Source organism: Bradyrhizobium daqingense, assembly GCF_021044685.1.
In the GTDB taxonomy this organism is placed as follows: domain Bacteria; phylum Pseudomonadota; class Alphaproteobacteria; order Rhizobiales; family Xanthobacteraceae; genus Bradyrhizobium; species Bradyrhizobium daqingense.
This window is the reverse complement of sequence record NZ_CP088014.1, coordinates 5268745-5285753: the sequence shown is the minus strand read 5'-3', so window position 1 is coordinate 5285753 and position 17009 is coordinate 5268745. Positions and strand designations below refer to the sequence as shown.

Below are 17009 nucleotides of genomic sequence, written 5' to 3'. Positions count from 1 at the left end.
GCCGCGCCCAGGCGGCTAGGTTCGGCGCTTCGGAGCGGTTCGGGCACTTCCCGTTCAGAAAGGGTTTTCCGCAATGAATTTCCGTTACTTGGCCGCGTCCGTCCGGCCGCGCGGGCGACTTCTCGCCCTGTTGACGGCGACGGCGTTGGTCGTCCCGTTTGCCGCTGAAGCCCAAGCTCCCGCACCGGCTCCCGGCGCGCCTGCGCCGAAGGCGACTCCGGCCCCGAAGGCTGCGCCGCCGAAGGCCGCCCCCAAGGCTCCGGCGCCGGCGGCGTCTCCGCAGGCCCAGCCAGCGCCCGCCCAGGGCGGCCAGCAGCAGGGCGCAGCCCAGCCGGCCGATCAGCAGATCCAGCTGATCTACGCCCCCTGGACCAAGTTCTGCCTGAAGGGCCAGGACGCCAACGCCAAGCAGGTCTGCTTCACCGGCAAGGACGGCCGCATCGAATCGGGCCAGCCGGTTATTGCCGCCGTGATCATCGAGCCCGAAGGCGAGCCCAAGAAGATCCTGCGCGTGACGCTGCCGCTCGGCATGCAGCTCGTGCACGGCACCCGGATCATCGTCGACAGCAACGCACCGCTGCAACAGCCCTATGTGATCTGCTTCCAGAACGGCTGCATGTCGGACTACGAGGCCACGCCCGAGCTCATCAACAGCATGAAGAAGGGCCAGAATCTCGTTGTCCAGGCGATCAATGCCAACGGCGCGCCGCTGACCCTGCCGCTGCCGCTCGCCGGTGAATTCCAGAAGGCCTATGACGGTCCGCCGACCGATCCGAAGGTGTTCGAGGAAACCCAGAAGAAGCTCCAGGAAGAGCTTCAGAAGAAGGCCGACGAGCAGCGCAAGAAGCTCGAGCAGCAGGGTGGCGCGCCTGGCGCACCTCCGACCGCTCAGAAGTGATCGGGGCAATCCCGGACAAGAAAAAGGCGCTCGCTTCGAGCGCCTTTTTTCTGGCCGACGATCGGCGACGATCAGTTCAGCGACGGATTGCGCGGGCGATAGCCGCCGGCCTTGTCCTTGATGAAGATCTCGGCAACCTGCGAATGCCGGACCGGCTCGCCGGAGTCGTCGGGCAAGAGGTTCTGCTCGGAGACATAGGCGACGTATTCGGACTCAGCGTTCTCCGCAAGCAGGTGGTAGAACGGCTGGTCCTTGTGGGGCCGCACCTCCTCGGGAATCGACAGCCACCACTCCTCGGTGTTGTTGAATTCCGGATCGATGTCGAAAATCACGCCCCGGAACGAGAAGATCCGGTGGCGCACGACCTGTCCGATCTGGAATTTGGCGGTCCGCGCTTTGATCATTCCCCGTCGATAGACCAGGATTGTGGCCGATGCTAGTGCCCTTAGCGGGAATTAACCTTCGCGTCCGGGGTGGATAGCCCCCAATTTCTTAGAAAACACTTCAACAATGGTCGACATCCTCAATCTGGCTCTACCTTATTTCGGCTTGATCTTCGTCGGTTTCGCCTGCGGCAAGGTCAAGGCCCTGCCAGAATCAGGCCTCGCCTGGATGAACTTCTTCCTGCTCTACGTGTCGCTGCCGGCGCTGCTGTTCGCGATCATGTCGAAGACGCCGTTTTCGGAATTGAACAACCCGCCGTTCCTGATCGCGACGATGCTGTCCACGATTGTCGCGTTCACGCTGGCGCTGGTGGTCGGCAGGTTGCTTGGACGGTTGACCCTGCGCGAAGCGACGCTCGCGGGCCTCTCCGGCGGCTACGGCAATATCGGCTATATGGGGCCGGGCCTCGCGCTCGCGGTGCTCGGGTCGAAGGCGGCGGCGCCGACCGCGCTGATCTTCTGCTGCGACAGCATCTTCCTGTTCACGATCGTGCCGCTCTTGATCGAGCTCTCCGATCGCGACCATCCCTCGCTCGTGCACGCCTTCGGCGTGGTGCTGAAACAGATCGTGCTCAATCCGCTGATCATGTCGGCCTGCTTCGGCGCGGCAGTCGCGGCGCTGCATATCGAGATGCCGGTCGCGCTCGACCGCACCATCACGTTCCTGCAGAATGCCGCCGCGCCGACCGCGTTGTTCGTGCTCGGCGTGACCGTAGCGCTGCGCCCGTTCGAGCGCGTGCCGTGGGAGGTGCCGGGTGTGATCGCGGTCAAGCTGTTGATCCATCCGCTCGCGGCGTTCGGTCTGATGCTGGCTTTCGGTCCGTTCGCGCAGCCATGGGCTGCGACGGCAGTTCTGATGGCCTCATTGCCGCCGGCGCTGAACGTGTTCGTGATTGCCCGTCAGAACGAGGCCTGGATCGAGCCCGCCTCCGTTGCGGTGCTGCTCGGTACCTTCGCCTCCGTGGTCACGCTCACCAGCGTGATGTGGGCGATCCAGAGCGGCCGGCTGGTGTTTCCGTGAGGGGGACTTAGCTGCGCCAGGTCGGCGTCAGGCCCTCGCGCATCGCAAAACGGCGGAGCGGGCCGATGGCGCCGAGCAGGTGCATGCCGACGGCACGGACCGGCTGGAGTGGCAGGAAGTCATTGAGCAGGGAGCGGTTGGCCATGTCGATCGCAAAGGTCCGGCTCAGAATGTCCGGACGCCGCGTCCGGTCGTAGCGCTTGAGCACGTCGGATGCCCCGGGATCCTGGCCCGCAGCGATCGCTTCACCTGCGAGCCGAGCGACGTCGGCGGCATCGCGCAGGCCAAGATTGAGGCCTTGCGCGCCGATCGGCGGAACCACATGGGCGGCTTCGCCGACCAGTGCGATGCGATCAGCGCCGAAGGATTTTGGACGCTCGATTGCCAGCGGGAACAGGTTGCGCCCTGGCTCGACCGTCATGCGGCCGAGGATCGAATGCGACTGCTTCTCGATCGCGGCCGACAGTTCCTCATCGCTGAGGCTGCGCAGCCGTTCGGCCTCCGCGGGCGCCGCGACCCAGACGATGCTGGAACGGTCGCCGGGGAGGGGCACGAACACGCAGGGACCCTGCGGCGTGTGGAACTCGGTCGAGACATTGCGATGCGGCCGCGCATGGGCGACGTTGAAAGTCAGCGCCGTCTGCGTCAGCTCGCGCCGCGTCACGGCGATGCCTGCGGCGTCGCGGCACAGCGAATGCCGGCCGTCGGCGCCGACGACGAGCCGGGCCGAGAGGAATTGTGCCGAGGCCGTGCGGATGGCGACGTCGTCGGCTTCGATCACGACGCTTTCCGCCTCGTCGTCGAAGCGGACGAGGTTGGAAAACTCAGCCGCGCGTGCTTCGAGCGCCAGCATGAGTGAACGGTTGTCGATATTGTAGCCGAAGGCGTCGAGACCGATCTCGTGGCAGGAGAACCGGACCTCCGGTGCACGAAACAGCCGGCCGGTGTCGTCGACGAGGCGCATGATTTCGAGCGCGGCCGCCTTGTCCTTGCAGCGCGGCCAGACATCGAGGTTCTCCAGGAGATCGATCGAGGCCCCTAGCAGCGCGGTGGTGCGGTTGTCGGCATAGGGCACCCGTCGCGCCACCAGCGCGGTCCGCGCGCCGGCCTGTGCCAATGCGATCGCCGCTGCGAGGCCCGCCGGTCCGCCGCCGATCACGGCGGTGTCATGGAGTGTCGATGCGTCTGTCATGGAACGACCTTTGACACGGCCCGCGGCAAATTCAAGCCCACCTATTTTGCCTGATTTTATCACGAATTGTGCGATAGCGCGCCGCAATGGCTTATGTGCAAACCGGCCTCATTCTGATAGCAGAGGCCATGGATACCCCAGAGGATTCCCTCAAGCCCACCCCCGCGATCCGTGCCGCGGCGCTCTCGGTGCACGTCTTCACCGCGTTCGGCGCAGCGCTCGCGCTGCTCGCGATGCTGGAGGCCGTGCGCGAGCACTGGGCGGCGATGTTTCAGTGGCTGGGCATCGCTCTCGTCATCGACGCGATCGACGGGCCGATCGCGCGGCGGCTCGACGTCAAGAACGTGCAGCCGAACTGGTCGGGCGACGTGCTCGATCTCGTGGTCGATTTCGTCACCTACGTGTTCGTGCCGGCCTATGCGATCGTCGCCAGCGGCCTGCTGTTGCCGGTCGCCGCGCCTTTGCTCGGCATCGCCATTATCGTCACCAGCGCGTTATATTTCGCCGATCTGCGCATGAAGGCCGATGACAATCATTTCCGCGGTTTCCCGGCGCTGTGGAATGCGGCGGCGTTCTATTTGTTCCTGCTGCACTGGCCGCCGCTGTGGTCGACGCTGCTGGTTGCCGCGCTCGTCGTGCTGACCTTCGTGCCGTTCCACGTGCTGCATCCGGTCCGGGTCGTGCGGCTGCGCTGGCTGACGTTGTCGCTGATGGCGATCTGGGCGGTGCTCGGCCTCTACGTGCTGGCGATGGATTTCCGCGTCGGCACCGGCGTGACCGTGGCGCTCTGCGCCATCGCGCTCTGGATCACCTTCAGCGACGCTCTGATACGATTGGTGCGGTCCTTCGCATGATGCAACTCATCACCAGCCCCGAAGCGTGGGCCGCGCTCCTGACATTGACGGCGCTCGAGATCGTGCTCGGCATCGACAACGTCATCTTCATTTCGGTGCTGGTCTCCCGCCTTCCCGAGAAGCAGGCGCACCGCGCCCGGCAGATCGGGCTTGGCCTGGCGCTCATCTTTCGCCTCATCCTGCTCAGTCTCCTGGTCTGGCTGATCGGCCTCACCGCGCCGGTGTTCTCGATGAACGGCTACGCCTTTTCCTGGCGCGATCTCATCCTGATCGGCGGCGGCCTGTTCTTGATCGCGAAGGCCACGCATGAAATTCACGGCGAGGTCGAATCCGATCACGGCGGGAGCGAGAAGCAATCGACAGGCAGCGCCTTCGCCTGGGTGATCGTCCAAATCATCGTCGTGGATCTCGTGTTTTCTCTGGATTCGATCATCACCGCGATCGGCATGGCGGAGGACATCCGGATCATGGTCGCTGCGGTCGTGATTGCCTGCGCGGTCATGTACGTTTCGGCGGGCCCGGTATCGCGCTTCGTCGCGGAGCACCCGACCACGAAGATGCTGGCATTGGCCTTCCTCGTGCTGATCGGCGTCGCGCTGGTTGCGGACGGATTCCAGTTCCACATCCCGCGCGGCTATATCTACTTCGCGATTGCGTTCTCGGCGGCGGTCGAGTTCTTCAACGTGCTCGCCAGGCGCAATCGCAGCAAAGTCGGCAAGCCGCCGGGCTGAGCGTTCCAGTCCGGTCAAGTTGACAAGGCGAGCGCGATGTCTTTCGTTTGCCGTCAGGAAGATCAGAGGAGGTCAGGTGATGACCAAAGCCGTCCGTGTCCACAAGGTCGGAGGCCCCGAAGCCCTGGTCTATGAGAGCGTCGATGTCCCGGCGCCCGGGCCCGGCGAGGTGCGCATCCGCCAGCACGCGGTCGGCCTGAACTTCATCGACGTCTACTACCGCACCGGTCTCTACAAGGCGCCGGGTCTGCCCTTCATTGCCGGCAACGAGGCCTCGGGCGAGGTCACGGCCGTCGGGCCCGGCGTGACGAATTTCCATCCCGGCGACCGTGTCGCCTATTATCACAATCTCGGCGCCTATACCGGCGAGCGCAACATCCCCTGGGAGAAGCTGGTCAAGCTGCCCGACCACATCACCCACGAGCAGGGCGCCGTGCTGATGCTGAAGGGGCTGACCGTCTGGTATCTTCTGCACAAGACCTTCAAGGTCGAGCCGCATCATCGCGTGCTGATCCACGCCGCCGCTGGCGGCATCGGCCTGCTCGCCTGTCAATGGGCGAGGGCGCTCGGGGCGCACGTCATCGGCACGGTCGGCTCGCGCGAGAAGGCCGAGCTTGCCGAGGCCAATGGCTGCGACCACGTCATCCTCTACAACGAGGAGGACTTCGTCGCGCGCGTCAAGCAGATCAGCCGCAACGAAGGCTGCGACGTCGTCTACGACGGCGTCGGCAAGGCGACGTTCCCGGGTTCGCTGTCCTGCCTGAAGCCACGCGGCATGTTCGTCTCGTTCGGTAATGCGTCGGGTCCGGTGCCGCCGTTCGCGATCGCCGAGCTCAACAATCACGGCTCGCTGTTTGCAACGCGGCCGAAGCTCAACGACTATGTCGGCACGCGCAAGGACCTGCTGGAGGGCGCCGACACGCTGTTCGCCGCCGTTATCAACGGCAAGCTGCACGTGCCGATCAACCACGCCTATGCGCTCAAGGATGCCGCCAAGGCGCATATCGATCTTGAAAGCCGCAAGACCACGGGGGCGTCGATTTTGAAGCCGTAGGTGTGCGGTCATCATTCGTGCTCGTGTCCCGGACAAGCTGCAACGCATAAGCGTTGCGGCGCAGAGCCGGGACCCAGAAAGCGACAGGGACCCTGCGGAGAGATGGGCCCCGGCTCTGCAGCGCACCGCCGAAGAGGCGCTGCGCTGCGTCCGGGGCACAGGCCTTACGCCACGCGCCGTGCCGCGCCGGCCTTGGTCAGGATGCCGTCGAGACAATCGATCATCTCGGCGATCTCCGTCTTCGTGACGTTCAGCGCTGGCATGAAGCGCAACGTATCGACCTGCGGCGCATTCAGGAGCACGCCTTGCTCGAACGCCTGCGCCACGATGCCGGGCGCGATCGGCAGCTTGAGGTCGAGCGCGAGCAACAGGCCGCGTCCCCGCACGCCGCCGAGCCCGTGCCGGGCCGAGACCTTCTGCAGCTCGCTTTCGAGCAGCAGGCCGGCCTCGGTGACTGACTGCAAGAACTCCGGCTTCTTGACCTCGTCGAGCACCGCAAGCCCCGCCGCGCACATGATCGGGTTGCCGTTGAACGTGCCGCCCTGATCGCCATGGGCGAAGCAGGAGGCGCGTTCGGTCGCAAGCAGCGCTGCGAGCGGCACGCCACCGCCGATGCCCTTGCCGAGCGTCATGATGTCGGGCGCAATCCCGGTGTGCTCGTAGTGGAAGAGTTTTCCGGTCCGGCCCATGCCGGTCTGGATCTCGTCGAAGATCAGCAGCAGGCCGTGCGCCTCGGTAAGCGCCCGCAGCTCCTGGAGGAACTGGTCGCTCGCCGGCCACACGCCGGATTCACCCTGGATCGGCTCGAGCATCACCGCAACGGTGTTGTCGTTGATCAGCTTCGCGACCGAGGCGATATCGTTGAGCTTCGCTTTCTTGAATCCGGCGACCTTCGGTTCGAACAAGGGCTCGAATGCCTTCTTGCCCGAGGCCGACATCGTCGCCAGCGTCCGTCCGTGGAAGCCGCCTTCGAAGCAGATGATCTCGAAGGCGCCGCCCTTGTGCAGGCTGCCATATTTGCGCGCGAGCTTGATCGCGCCTTCGTTGGCTTCTGCACCGGAATTGGCGAAGAACACCTGATCGAAGGCGCTGTCGTCGACCAGGGCCTGCGCGAGCTTCAAGCTCGGCTCGTTGTAGAAGGCCGGGCTCGGCGTCAGCAGCCGCTTGGCCTGCGCGGTGAGCGCCTCAGCAATCGCCGGCGGCGAGTGCCCGAGACAATTCACGGCCCAGCCCTGCACGAAATCGAGATAACGCTTGCGGCCGTCATCCCAGAGGTAGGAGCCGGCGCCGCGGACGAATACGGCCTTGGGCCGTGCGGTGATGTCCATCAGCGCGTCATACGGATGGGTCGCGGTCGTCATGTCAAGCTCCTCTGGAGGCGGGTGGAAAAGCGGCGCAAAAGCAGAAAGGCCGCACCTTGCGGGTGCGGCCTTCTCGAAGACTTAGGCTGAAATCAGTGGTTCAGCGGCGTCGTCGGACATGGCGCACCCTCTCCTCGTCGTGGGAGCGACGGCGGAGCATTTCGGTGCGCTGATGGGTCCGAGCGTTGATCATGGGGCGCGTCCCTACAGCCGAACCACGGGACTTGTCAAGCGGACAGTTTGCGAAACACGCGTCCGGCGTCTGCCACTCGGTCCGATGTCATTCGCCAAGTCATCGATCGTCCGGTCCGAAACCATCGCGCCTCTGGCGCGTTTGTGATCGCAGGACGCGAATTGGTTCGAACCTGGCGCACCATAATGCAGACCAAGAGGGACGGGACCAACAGACAGTTTTCAGCCTTGTCCGATACGACGTACCCGATCGACCTCGACAGCATTTGTGGCGCATTTCCGCCGGGCATCGAGGCGCCGCGACTACTGGTCGACTTCGCCGGCTGGCTCGAGGGGCGTCCCTGGGGCAGCGTCGGCTGCTTCTCGCTGCAAGGCCAGTTTTCTGACTCCGCGCCGATCGTCGACGGCAGTCCGTTGCGCGACCGCTTTTCGCTGTTCATGCGGCTGCCTGATGGATCAGCCGTGGGCGGCTGGTATGGCGCGGGTCTCGACCGGGACAATCCGCCGATCGTGGGGCTGGGCTCCGAGGGCGATTACGAGCTGTTGGCGCCGAGCCTCGATGCGATGCTGGCAAAGCTCACGTCGCAGCAATTCGACAACGCCTGGAGCGATCTGAAACCGCATGAGGAGGTCGAGTGCCAGACGGTCGAGCTCGCACAATGGCTCGCCGGCCAGCCCGCTGGCGAGGCGGCCACGCCCGACGATACGCCGTCTGAGCTGCCTGACTTTCGCGGTTTTGTGGAGAAGTGGAGCCGCGATCGCGAGGACTATTGGGCCAACCATCGGCTGATGGCCGAGCTCGGCTGGCGGCTGGCTGCGCATCTGCCCAAGGGCAAGAAGCCCTGGGACCAGACGCGTTTCGAGATCGCGATCGTCGGTGCGCAATACCAGGCGCGCGTGCTCTCGCAGGGGCCGCAGCCGTTCGAAGAGGCCGCTTCGATCGAGTCTCTGCTACGAGACCTCCGCGAGGAGATGCGTCGTGCGCAGCCCGAACTTGGCCTGTGGTACGCGATGAATTTCGGGCTGCATGCCGACGGCCGGATCATGCCGAGCTTCGCGTACGATCTGCGCCCGACCATTGACGGCGCGCCGGCGCTGCTATCCGAAGCGAAGGCCGATCTCGCGCGTGCGCCCAGGCCAGAGCGCTGGGTGCCGAAATGGCTGGTTTGATGAAGCTCTAGCTGCAGCGACACTCGCGGCAGCGCTGTTGCACGCGAATGTTCAAGAGGTCGTCATGCCCGGGCTTGTCCCGGGCATCCACGTTCTTGGCGCCGACGAAAAGGCGTGGATGGCCGGGTCAAGCCCGGCCATGACGTTGCGGAAGCGTCAGTACACACCGGCGTCAAAACCCCGCGACGCTGCCGTGCAGGTCGTATGCGTCGGCGCGCTCGATCTTGGCGGTGACGATCTCACCGACGCGCAAGGGACGGCGGCTGGAGAGATACACCGCGCCGTCGATCTCCGGCGCATCGGCCTTCGACCGGCCCTTCGCCACCGTCGGACCGACCTCGTCGATGATGATCCGCTGCCGCGTGCCGACCTTGCGCTTCAGCCGGCGCGCCGAGATCTTCTGCTGGCGGGCCATCAGCGCGTTGTAGCGCTCCTGCTTGACCTCTTCCGGCACGGGGTTCTCGATCGTGTTCGAGGTGGCGCCGGCGACCGGCTCGTATTTGAAGCAGCCGAGACGATCGATCTCGGCCTCGTCGAGCCAGTCGAGCAGATAGGCGAAGTCGGCATCGGTCTCGCCGGGGAAGCCGACGATGAAGGTCGAGCGTAGCGCGAGATCAGGGCATTCCTCGCGCCAGCGCTTGATCCGCGCCAGCGTCTTGTCCTGCGCCGCCGGCCGCTTCATCGCCTTCAAGACGTCGGGACTCGCATGCTGGAACGGGATGTCGAGATAGGGCAGCACCTTGCCCTCATTCATCAGCGCGATGATCTCGTCGACATGCGGGTAGGGGTAAACATATTGCAGCCGGACCCAGGCCCCGAGCTCGCCGAGCTCGCGCGCGAGATCGAGGAATTTGGCGCGGACCTGACGGTCCTTCCACGGGCTCTCGGCATATTTGAGATCGACGCCATAGGCCGAGGTGTCCTGCGAGATCACCAGCAGCTCCTTGACGCCGGCGCCGACCAAGCGCTCGGCCTCGCGCAGCACGTCATCGGCGGGGCGCGAGACGAGGTCGCCGCGCAGCTTCGGAATGATGCAGAAGGTGCAGCGGTTGTTGCAGCCCTCGGAGATCTTCAAATAGGCATAATGGCGCGGCGTCAGCTTGATGCCCTGCGGCGGTACCAGGTCGAGATGCGGATTGTGCGCCGGCGGCAGCGCGCGGTGCACGGCATCGAGCACGCTCTCATATTGCTGCGGGCCTGTGATGGAGAGCACGCCCGGATAGGCCTGCTCGATCGCTTCCGGTTCTGCGCCCATGCAGCCCGTTACGATCACCTTGCCGTTCTCGGCCATGGCTTCGCCGATCGCCGAGAGCGATTCCTGCTTGGCGCTGTCGAGGAAGCCGCAAGTGTTGACGATGACGATGTCGGCCCCGTCATGCTTGCGGGCGAGTTCGTAACCCTCCGCGCGCAGGCGCGTGATGATGCGCTCGGAATCCACCAAGGCCTTGGGGCAGCCGAGTGACGTGAATGAAATGCGCGGCGCTCTGTCCATGTATTCGCCTGGGCTCTACATCTGAATTGTTAGGATTTGCGGCCCAAGTAATTGAACCTATGAAAAAATTCAACAACTAACGTATGCGGTGCAGTGCTGAAACAGGAGGTTTCGGGCTTGATCCGAGGGAGTTAAACCGCGATGGGCCGTTTCATCCTTGGCTTGGCTTTCGTTACCGTTTTCTATGGGGTTATGTTCCCGGCGCGAGCTGAAGTCGACAAAATCCTCCATGTCTGCGACCGGCAAGAGCGAATGTGTCCGGAATTCAGGCCACGCGTGACAGCGCCCGATGGGTGGACCAGGGACGAGGCCGCGAGCCTCAAATACGGCGCCTCGATGTTCGTGCCCAACGGGAAGACATTCGGTAGAGCAGAAGCAATCATCTACGCCGAAGGCCGCTACAACAATGACCGGACCGAATTGGGTCAATGGGTCGCTGCCAGTGATCGGGATTGGGCGAAGACATCCGGAAAGAATGCCAAGATCACCACGCTTCCCTCGGTCAACCCCAAGGTCATCATCAAGCGCTACGACAATCCATCCCTGAAGGACCAGCCGATCGAAGTGATCGCGCATTACGCCGATCTCGACGAGGATGGCAATTCCTACGTCGTGCGGCTAGCCGTCTCCGGCCGCAATGAGGCGGCGGTGCTGGCCGCCGTGCCGCTTCTTGAGAAGATGATCGTTGGCGCGAAGATTCCGTGAGAGCGTATTCCCAGATACAGCTGCCGTCGGGCGGGAATGGGCGGCTTAAGAGCTTTCATTCGTTCCCTCAGGCGCACCGAGCGACACGAAGCTGACCTTGGCCGCAGCCGTCCGATCTGTATCTGATCCACCTGATTGATCGGCCTGAGCTAGTTCCAATTGCCATCATTACAACCCTTTGCATGGTTCGCGGGCGTGCTATGGATGAATCACCTGCCGCGAGTGAGCCATGAGCGCCGAACAGTCGCCCAAAATCGTGATCGTCGACGAAAGCCCTGTCAGGGCCGCGATCCTTGAGGAAGGGCTGCGGGAGGCCGGGTTCACCCAGGTCGTCCATATCAGCGAGATGCAGAGCCTGCTTGCCCGTATTTATGCGGTGGACCCCGACATCATCCTGATCGATCTGGAGAACCCCAGCCGCGACGTGCTGGAGGCGATGTTCCAGGTCAGCCGCGCCGTGAAGCGGCCGATCGCCATGTTCGTCGACCAGAGCGATTCCGCCTCGATCCAGGCCTCGGTCGAGGCGGGGGTATCGGCCTACATCGTCGACGGGCTGAAGAAGGAGCGCATCAAGCCGATCCTCGACCTCTGCGTGTCCCGCTTCAACGCCTTCGCCAAGCTCCAGGAGGAGCTGGAGCGCACCAAGTCGCAGCTGGAGGACCGCAAGATCATCGAGCGCGCCAAGGGCATCCTGATGAAGGTGAAGGGCCTCACCGAGGATGAGGCCTATGTGCTACTGCGCTCCACCGCGATGCGCGAGAAGAAGAAAATCGGCGAGATCGCGCAGTCGATCATCACCGCGTCGGAGATGCTGAAATGACCGCTCCCCTCCGCATCGGGTTCATTCCTCTGGTCGATGCCGCAGCCCTGATCGTTGCAGTCGACAAGGGGTTCACCGCCGCCGAAGGACTCGAAGTCGAACTGGTGCGCGAGGTCTCCTGGTCCAATGTCCGCGACAAGCTCAATATCGGCCTGTTCGACGCTGCACATCTGCTCGCGCCGGTGGCGATCGCGTCCTCGCTCGGGCTCGGTCACGTCAAGGTGCCGATCGCCGCGCCCTTCAATCTCGGCATCAACGGCAACGCGATCACGGTCTCGCCTGCGCTTCACGCCGCGCTGATGGAGGAGGTCGACGGCGACCGCTTCGATCCGCTCGTGACGGCCAAAGCGCTGGCGCGCGTGGTGGCCAAGCGCCGCAAGGCGGGTGCAGATCCGCTCACCTTCGGCATGACCTTTCCGTTCTCGACCCACAATTACCAGCTGCGGTTCTGGATGGCGGCGGCCGGCGTCGATCCCGACGAGGACGTGCGGCTCGTGGTGCTGCCGCCGCCCTACATGGTCGACAGTCTCGCCAACGGCCATGTCGATGCCTTCTGCGTCGGTGCGCCCTGGAATTCGGTCGCGGTCGATCTCGGCATCGGCCACATCCTGCATTTCGTCTCCGACATTCTGGTCCGCGCGGCGGAGAAGGTGCTGGCGGTCCGTCAGGTCTGGGCCGACAAGCATCCGGACGTGGTCGCCGCCCTCGTGCGCGCGGCGGTGAAGGGGGCCGAGTTCATCGAGGAGCCGGCGAACCTCGCCGAGGCGGCGCAGATCCTGGCACAGCCCGAGCGGATCGGCGTCGATGCCGAAGTCATCCAGCGCACCCTGACGGGACGGCTGAAGATCTCGCCGGATGGCACCTTCCGTGAAAGCGGCCGCTATCTGCTGGTCGGACGCGAGGAGGCCGGACGTCCCGATCCGGTTCAGGCCGCCTGGCTCTATGCGCAGATGGTGCGTTGGGGGCAGGCGGGCTTGAGCCCGGACGGCGTCAAGACCGCCATGGCCGTGTTCCGGTCTGATCTCTATGATGCCGCGCTCGGCCGCCGGCGGTCCGACGAGGCTCCCGCGGCCATCGGGGCCTTTGCCGGTCCTGCCTTCGATGCCGACAATATCCGCGGGCATCTCGAGGCCTTCGAGGTCGGACGCTGGAAGGCCTGATTCGTCGCTGCATAGCGTTTGAGCAGTTGGGTTCATCGACCAAATTTTGAGCGGCCTGCTCGAATTTCATGAGCGCCTCGGGCACCGGAGTTTTCCGGTAGCCTCGCTAATCCCTTGAAACCACAAAATCTTTCTTTTCGCTAAAGCTGGCACGCAACTTGAATGTTGCAGTGCGGCCAGCTTGTCACAGGTGCCTGCTGAGCCGAGTCCCGTAGCAACGAAGCTGATCGGACCGTTAGGTGGCCAAGCCGGCTCTCGTGCCAGCAGGTTCCCTTTCGGGTCGCGCCCATTTCCGTCGATGCCACCCCGGTGGCCGCAGGAGCTTCGTTACCGACCATGAAAATCGATACGCTCGCAGTCGACTTCACCGACGAGCAGAAACGCTATCTCGAAGGCTTCACGACCGGCTTGCAGATCAGCCGGGTCGGGCGCGGTCTCGGCGGCGGTGGCACCGGCAAGGCCAGCACTGAGCCCACCGGTCCTGATGCCGTGCACATCAAGGCGCAGGACAAGGTCATCGCCGCGGGCAAGAAGCTCGCCGACCAGGAGAAGTTCAAGCGCGACGAACATCCCTTCGACGCCTATCCGCGGCTGCGCCAGCAGGCGCTCGACAACGCGCCGCCGAGCCCGGCGGACAATTTCCGCTGGCGCTATTACGGCATCTTCTATGTCGCGCCGACGCAGGACTCCTACATGAGCCGCCTGCGGATTCCGAACGGCATCATGAAGCACTGGCAGCTGTCCGGCCTGGCCGATCTCGCCGACGAGCTCTGCGGGCCCTATAGCCACGTCACCACGCGCGCCAATCTCCAACTGCGCGAGATCCCGCCGAAGCACGCGATCAAGCTGCTCGAGGGCATCCAGGAGCTCGGCCTGTGCTCGCGCGGCTCCGGCGCCGACAATATCCGCAACGTGACGGGAACGCCGACCGCCGGTATCGATCCGCAGGAGATCATCGACACGCGGCCCTATGCGCGCGAATGGCACTATCACATCCTCAACGACCGCTCGCTCTACGGTCTGCCGCGCAAATTTAACGTCGCCTTCGACGGCGCCGGCAGGATCGCCGTGCTCGAGGAGACCAACGACATCGCGTTCACCGCTTATGAGGTGAAGGACGGCTTCGGCGTCGAGCCCGGAGTGTGGTTCCGCCTCGGCCTTGGCGGCATCACCGGTCACAAGGACTTTGCGAAATATTCCGGCATCATCGTCAGGCCGGAGCAGGCCACCGCCGTCGCCGATGCCATCGTGCGCGTGTTCATCGACCATGGCGATCGCACCAACCGCAACAAGGCGCGGCTGAAATACGTGCTCGACGCCATGGGCCATGACGGTTTCCTCAAACTCGTAGAGGAGCGGTTGAAGACGCCGTTCACGCGCGTGCCGGAAGAGGCGTTCGCGCCGCGGCCGGCCGCCGACCGCATGGCGCATGTCGGCGTGCACAAGCAGAAGCAGGACGGCCTCAACTGGATCGGCGTGTCGCTGACTCTCGGCAAGCTCACCTCCGAACAGATGCGGGGCCTTGCCAAGGTCTCGCGCGATCTCGGCGACGGCGAGATCCGCCTCACGGTCTGGCAGAACCTGCTGATTTCCGGGGTGCGCGACGAGAATGTCGCGCTTGCGGTCGCGGCGATCAAGCAGATCGGGCTCGCAGTCGAAGCCTCACATATCCGTGCCGGCCTGATCGCCTGCACCGGCAATGCCGGCTGCCGCTTCGCCGCTGCCAACACCAAGCGCCATGCCGCCGAAATCGGCGACTGGTGCGAGCCGCGCGTCGCGATGGACAAGCCGGTCAACATCCACGTCACCGGCTGTCACCATTCCTGCGCGCAGCACTACATCAGCGATATCGGCCTGATCGGGGCGCGCGTGCCGATCAACGAGGAGGACACGGTGGAGGGCTATCACCTCTTCACCGGCGGCGGGTTCGGCCCCGACGCGGATGTCGGGCAGGAGGTCTATCACGACCTCAAGGCCGAAGACGCGCCGAAGACGGTCGAGGCGCTGCTCAAGGCCTATATCGCCCATCGCGCGTCTGCCGATGAAAGCTTCCTCTCCTTTGCGCGCCGCCACGACGGCGAAACGCTGCGCAAGCTTGCCGATGCACAGGTGTCCGCATGAATCAGATCACGCCTCCGCCGAAGCTCGATATCATTCCCGCCAGCGCGCCGTTCTCGGACGCGCAGCGCTCCTGGCTGAACGGCTTTTTCGCTGGACTGCTGTCGCCTGATCTCGCCGCGCCGCTGTCGGCGGAGCAGGGCGCCGCCGTCATGCAAGGCGCAGCCGGTGACGGTGATGATGGCGAAGCGCCGTGGCACGACCAGACCATGCCAATCGCCGACCGGATGAAGCTCGCCGAGGGCCGCCCCGTGCGCCGCAAGATGATGGCGGCGATGGCGCAGCAGGATTGCGGCCAGTGCGGCTACAATTGCCACGACTATTCCGAGGCGATCGCGAGCCGCAGCGAAGCGCGGCTCAATCTCTGCGTTCCCGGCGGTAAGGACACCGCGCGGATGCTGAAGTCGCTGTACGAGGAGCTCGACAAGGCGCCTGCGGCCAAGGCGGCGGACAAGGCCGATGCTCCGGCGCCGGCCGTCACCGTCACGATCGCAGAGCCGGGCCGCTCGCGCGACAACCCCGTTGCCGCGACCTTCCTGTCGCGCCGTCTGCTCAACAAGGGCAAGTCGGAGAAGGAGACCTATCACGTCGAGTTCGATCTCTCCGAGAGCAAGCTCGACTACGTGGTTGGTGATTCCTTCGGCGTGTTCGCGCGCAACGATGTCGGCCTCGTCGACCAGATCATCGCGCTGCTCGGGGCCTCTCACACCACCAAGGTCAACGGCAAGACGCTGCGCGAAGTGCTGATCGACGACGTCTCGCTGTCGCCGGCGCCCGACTCGCTGTTCGAGCTGATCTCCTTCATCACCGGCGGCGCGGCGCGCGAGAAGGCGCGGGCGCTGGCGCAGGGCGAGGATCCCGATGGCGATGCCGCAACCCTCGACGTCATGGCGGCGCTGCAGAAATTCTCGGGCACGCGGCCGCATCCGGAGGCCTTCGTCGAGGCGCTGGAGCCGCTGCAGCCGCGGCTCTACTCGATCTCGTCGTCGCACAATGCGACGCCGGGCAAGCTGTCGCTGACGGTCGATTCCGTGCGCTACCTCGTCGGCAAGCGCAAACGGCTCGGTGTCGCCTCGACCTTCCTCGGTGAACGCATTGCTGAGGGCGAGAAGCTCAAGGTCTATGTACAGAAGGCACACAATTTCGGCCTGCCGCAGGATGCGAAGACGCCCGTCATCATGATCGGCCCGGGCACCGGCATCGCGCCGTTCCGCGCCTTCCTGCTCGATCGCAAGGCGACCGGTGCGCCCGGCAAGAACTGGCTGTTCTTCGGCCATCAGCGCAGCGATTGCGACTTCTTCTACCAGGAAGAGCTCAATGCGATGAAGACATCAGGGCTTCTCACGCGCATGTCGCTGGCCTGGTCGCGCGACGGCGAGAAGAAGTTTTACGTACAGGATCGCATGCGCGAGGTCGGCCGCGAATTGTGGACCTGGCTTGCCGAAGGCGCGCATCTCTACATCTGCGGCGATGCCAAACGCATGGCCAAGGACGTCGAGCGTGCGCTGGTCGACATCGTCGCCCAGTTCGGCGCACGTTCGACGGATGAAGCCGTCAGCTTCGTCGCCGAGCTCAAGAAGTCCGGCCGCTTCCAGGCTGACGTTTACTAGGGTGTCACGCAAATCGGCTGACTCGCCCTTGGGCGACCGTCATCCGATTGTCATCCGCGGGTTCCCGCCAGCTTGGATTTTAACGAATAGGATTCTCGGAACCGGGGACTGTAGAGAATTTGTACCCGCGATGGGCCGGCTTGAGAGAATCCCCATCGCTATTTTTGCCACCGTCTTGCCTCCCGCCC

At 64.4% G+C, this 17009-nt stretch carries 15 protein-coding genes; 11 read left to right on the top strand and 4 right to left on the bottom strand.

Features of this window, described 5'->3' with window-relative positions; translation table 11 throughout:
- Positions 1 to 73 precede the first annotated feature (73 nt).
- Complete coding sequence (locus tag LPJ38_RS25010; protein ID WP_145633961.1) at positions 74 to 898, top strand: invasion associated locus B family protein; 825 nt, start codon at positions 74 to 76, stop codon at positions 896 to 898.
- A gap of 71 nt (positions 899 to 969) precedes the next feature.
- Here LPJ38_RS25010 and hspQ read toward each other — a convergent pair whose 3' ends face one another.
- Positions 970 to 1302, bottom strand: coding sequence for a heat shock protein HspQ (gene hspQ, locus LPJ38_RS25005; protein ID WP_008564941.1), 333 nt, complete (start codon positions 1300 to 1302; stop codon positions 970 to 972).
- A gap of 106 nt (positions 1303 to 1408) precedes the next feature.
- On the opposite strand from hspQ, the gene LPJ38_RS25000 reads away from it, so the two are divergent.
- Positions 1409 to 2362, top strand: coding sequence for an AEC family transporter (locus LPJ38_RS25000; RefSeq protein WP_145633946.1), 954 nt, complete (start codon positions 1409 to 1411; stop codon positions 2360 to 2362).
- 7 nt (positions 2363 to 2369) lie between these two features.
- Here LPJ38_RS25000 and LPJ38_RS24995 read toward each other — a convergent pair whose 3' ends face one another.
- A complete protein-coding gene (locus tag LPJ38_RS24995) occupies positions 2370 to 3554 on the bottom strand; it encodes a UbiH/UbiF family hydroxylase (RefSeq protein WP_145633934.1) in 1185 nt (394 codons plus the stop codon).
- An 86-nt stretch (positions 3555 to 3640) separates the two neighbouring features.
- Here LPJ38_RS24995 and pcsA point away from each other — a divergent pair, with 86 nt between their 5' ends.
- From pcsA to LPJ38_RS24980, 3 genes are all read left to right on the top strand, one after another.
- Positions 3641 to 4408 carry a phosphatidylcholine synthase gene (pcsA, locus tag LPJ38_RS24990; protein WP_145633920.1) on the top strand — a complete coding sequence of 256 codons (768 nt, stop codon included), beginning with the start codon at positions 3641 to 3643 and terminating at the stop codon, positions 4406 to 4408.
- Complete coding sequence (locus LPJ38_RS24985; protein ID WP_145633904.1) at positions 4405 to 5139, top strand: TerC family protein; 735 nt, start codon at positions 4405 to 4407, stop codon at positions 5137 to 5139. Before pcsA ends, LPJ38_RS24985 begins: the two co-directional genes overlap by 4 nt.
- 79 nt (positions 5140 to 5218) lie before the next feature.
- Complete coding sequence (locus tag LPJ38_RS24980) at positions 5219 to 6193, top strand: quinone oxidoreductase family protein (RefSeq protein WP_145633893.1); 975 nt, start codon at positions 5219 to 5221, stop codon at positions 6191 to 6193.
- 164 nt (positions 6194 to 6357) lie between these two features.
- Here LPJ38_RS24980 and LPJ38_RS24975 read toward each other — a convergent pair whose 3' ends face one another.
- Entirely contained in the window at positions 6358 to 7554 is a 1197-nt protein-coding gene (locus LPJ38_RS24975; RefSeq protein WP_145633885.1) for an acetylornithine transaminase, read from the bottom strand.
- 420 nt (positions 7555 to 7974) lie between these two features.
- Here LPJ38_RS24975 and LPJ38_RS24970 point away from each other — a divergent pair, with 420 nt between their 5' ends.
- On the top strand, positions 7975 to 8916 hold the full coding sequence (locus LPJ38_RS24970) for a hypothetical protein (protein ID WP_167520489.1): 942 nt from the start codon (positions 7975 to 7977) through the stop codon (positions 8914 to 8916).
- A gap of 172 nt (positions 8917 to 9088) precedes the next feature.
- Here LPJ38_RS24970 and rimO read toward each other — a convergent pair whose 3' ends face one another.
- A complete protein-coding gene (gene rimO, locus LPJ38_RS24965; protein WP_145633861.1) occupies positions 9089 to 10408 on the bottom strand; it encodes a 30S ribosomal protein S12 methylthiotransferase RimO in 1320 nt (439 codons plus the stop codon).
- Positions 10409 to 10549: 141 nt separating this feature from the next.
- On the opposite strand from rimO, the gene LPJ38_RS24960 reads away from it, so the two are divergent.
- From LPJ38_RS24960 to LPJ38_RS24940, 5 genes are all read left to right on the top strand, one after another.
- A complete protein-coding gene (locus tag LPJ38_RS24960) occupies positions 10550 to 11113 on the top strand; it encodes a hypothetical protein (RefSeq protein ID WP_145633849.1) in 564 nt (187 codons plus the stop codon).
- A 229-nt stretch (positions 11114 to 11342) separates the two neighbouring features.
- Positions 11343 to 11933, top strand: coding sequence for an ANTAR domain-containing response regulator (locus tag LPJ38_RS24955; protein ID WP_145633838.1), 591 nt, complete (start codon positions 11343 to 11345; stop codon positions 11931 to 11933).
- On the top strand, positions 11930 to 13093 hold the full coding sequence (locus LPJ38_RS24950) for a CmpA/NrtA family ABC transporter substrate-binding protein (RefSeq protein ID WP_145633828.1): 1164 nt from the start codon (positions 11930 to 11932) through the stop codon (positions 13091 to 13093). Before LPJ38_RS24955 ends, LPJ38_RS24950 begins: the two co-directional genes overlap by 4 nt.
- Positions 13094 to 13429: 336 nt before the next feature.
- Positions 13430 to 15214, top strand: a complete 1785-nt coding sequence (locus LPJ38_RS24945) for a NirA family protein (protein WP_167520488.1) — start codon at positions 13430 to 13432, stop codon at positions 15212 to 15214.
- Complete coding sequence (locus tag LPJ38_RS24940; RefSeq protein WP_145633803.1) at positions 15211 to 16821, top strand: sulfite reductase subunit alpha; 1611 nt, start codon at positions 15211 to 15213, stop codon at positions 16819 to 16821. The genes LPJ38_RS24945 and LPJ38_RS24940 overlap by 4 nt, the downstream gene beginning before the upstream one ends.
- Positions 16822 to 17009 lie beyond the last annotated feature (188 nt).

Excerpts from the sequence above, each read along its gene's own strand:
- LPJ38_RS25010 (WP_145633961.1), top strand. The coding sequence starts at position 74 with ATGAATTTCCGTTACTTGGCCGCGTCCGTCCGGCCGCGCGGGCGACTT.
- hspQ (WP_008564941.1), bottom strand. The coding sequence starts at position 1,302 with ATGATCAAAGCGCGGACCGCCAAATTCCAGATCGGACAGGTCGTGCGC.
- LPJ38_RS25000 (WP_145633946.1), top strand. The coding sequence starts at position 1,409 with ATGGTCGACATCCTCAATCTGGCTCTACCTTATTTCGGCTTGATCTTC.
- LPJ38_RS24995 (WP_145633934.1), bottom strand. The coding sequence starts at position 3,554 with ATGACAGACGCATCGACACTCCATGACACCGCCGTGATCGGCGGCGGA.
- pcsA (WP_145633920.1), top strand. The coding sequence starts at position 3,641 with ATGGCTTATGTGCAAACCGGCCTCATTCTGATAGCAGAGGCCATGGAT.
- LPJ38_RS24985 (WP_145633904.1), top strand. The coding sequence starts at position 4,405 with ATGATGCAACTCATCACCAGCCCCGAAGCGTGGGCCGCGCTCCTGACA.
- LPJ38_RS24980 (WP_145633893.1), top strand. The coding sequence starts at position 5,219 with ATGACCAAAGCCGTCCGTGTCCACAAGGTCGGAGGCCCCGAAGCCCTG.
- LPJ38_RS24975 (WP_145633885.1), bottom strand. The coding sequence starts at position 7,554 with ATGACGACCGCGACCCATCCGTATGACGCGCTGATGGACATCACCGCA.
- rimO (WP_145633861.1), bottom strand. The coding sequence starts at position 10,408 with ATGGACAGAGCGCCGCGCATTTCATTCACGTCACTCGGCTGCCCCAAG.
- LPJ38_RS24960 (WP_145633849.1), top strand. The coding sequence starts at position 10,550 with ATGGGCCGTTTCATCCTTGGCTTGGCTTTCGTTACCGTTTTCTATGGG.
- LPJ38_RS24955 (WP_145633838.1), top strand. The coding sequence starts at position 11,343 with ATGAGCGCCGAACAGTCGCCCAAAATCGTGATCGTCGACGAAAGCCCT.
- LPJ38_RS24950 (WP_145633828.1), top strand. The coding sequence starts at position 11,930 with ATGACCGCTCCCCTCCGCATCGGGTTCATTCCTCTGGTCGATGCCGCA.
- LPJ38_RS24945 (WP_167520488.1), top strand. The coding sequence starts at position 13,430 with ATGAAAATCGATACGCTCGCAGTCGACTTCACCGACGAGCAGAAACGC.
- LPJ38_RS24940 (WP_145633803.1), top strand. The coding sequence starts at position 15,211 with ATGAATCAGATCACGCCTCCGCCGAAGCTCGATATCATTCCCGCCAGC.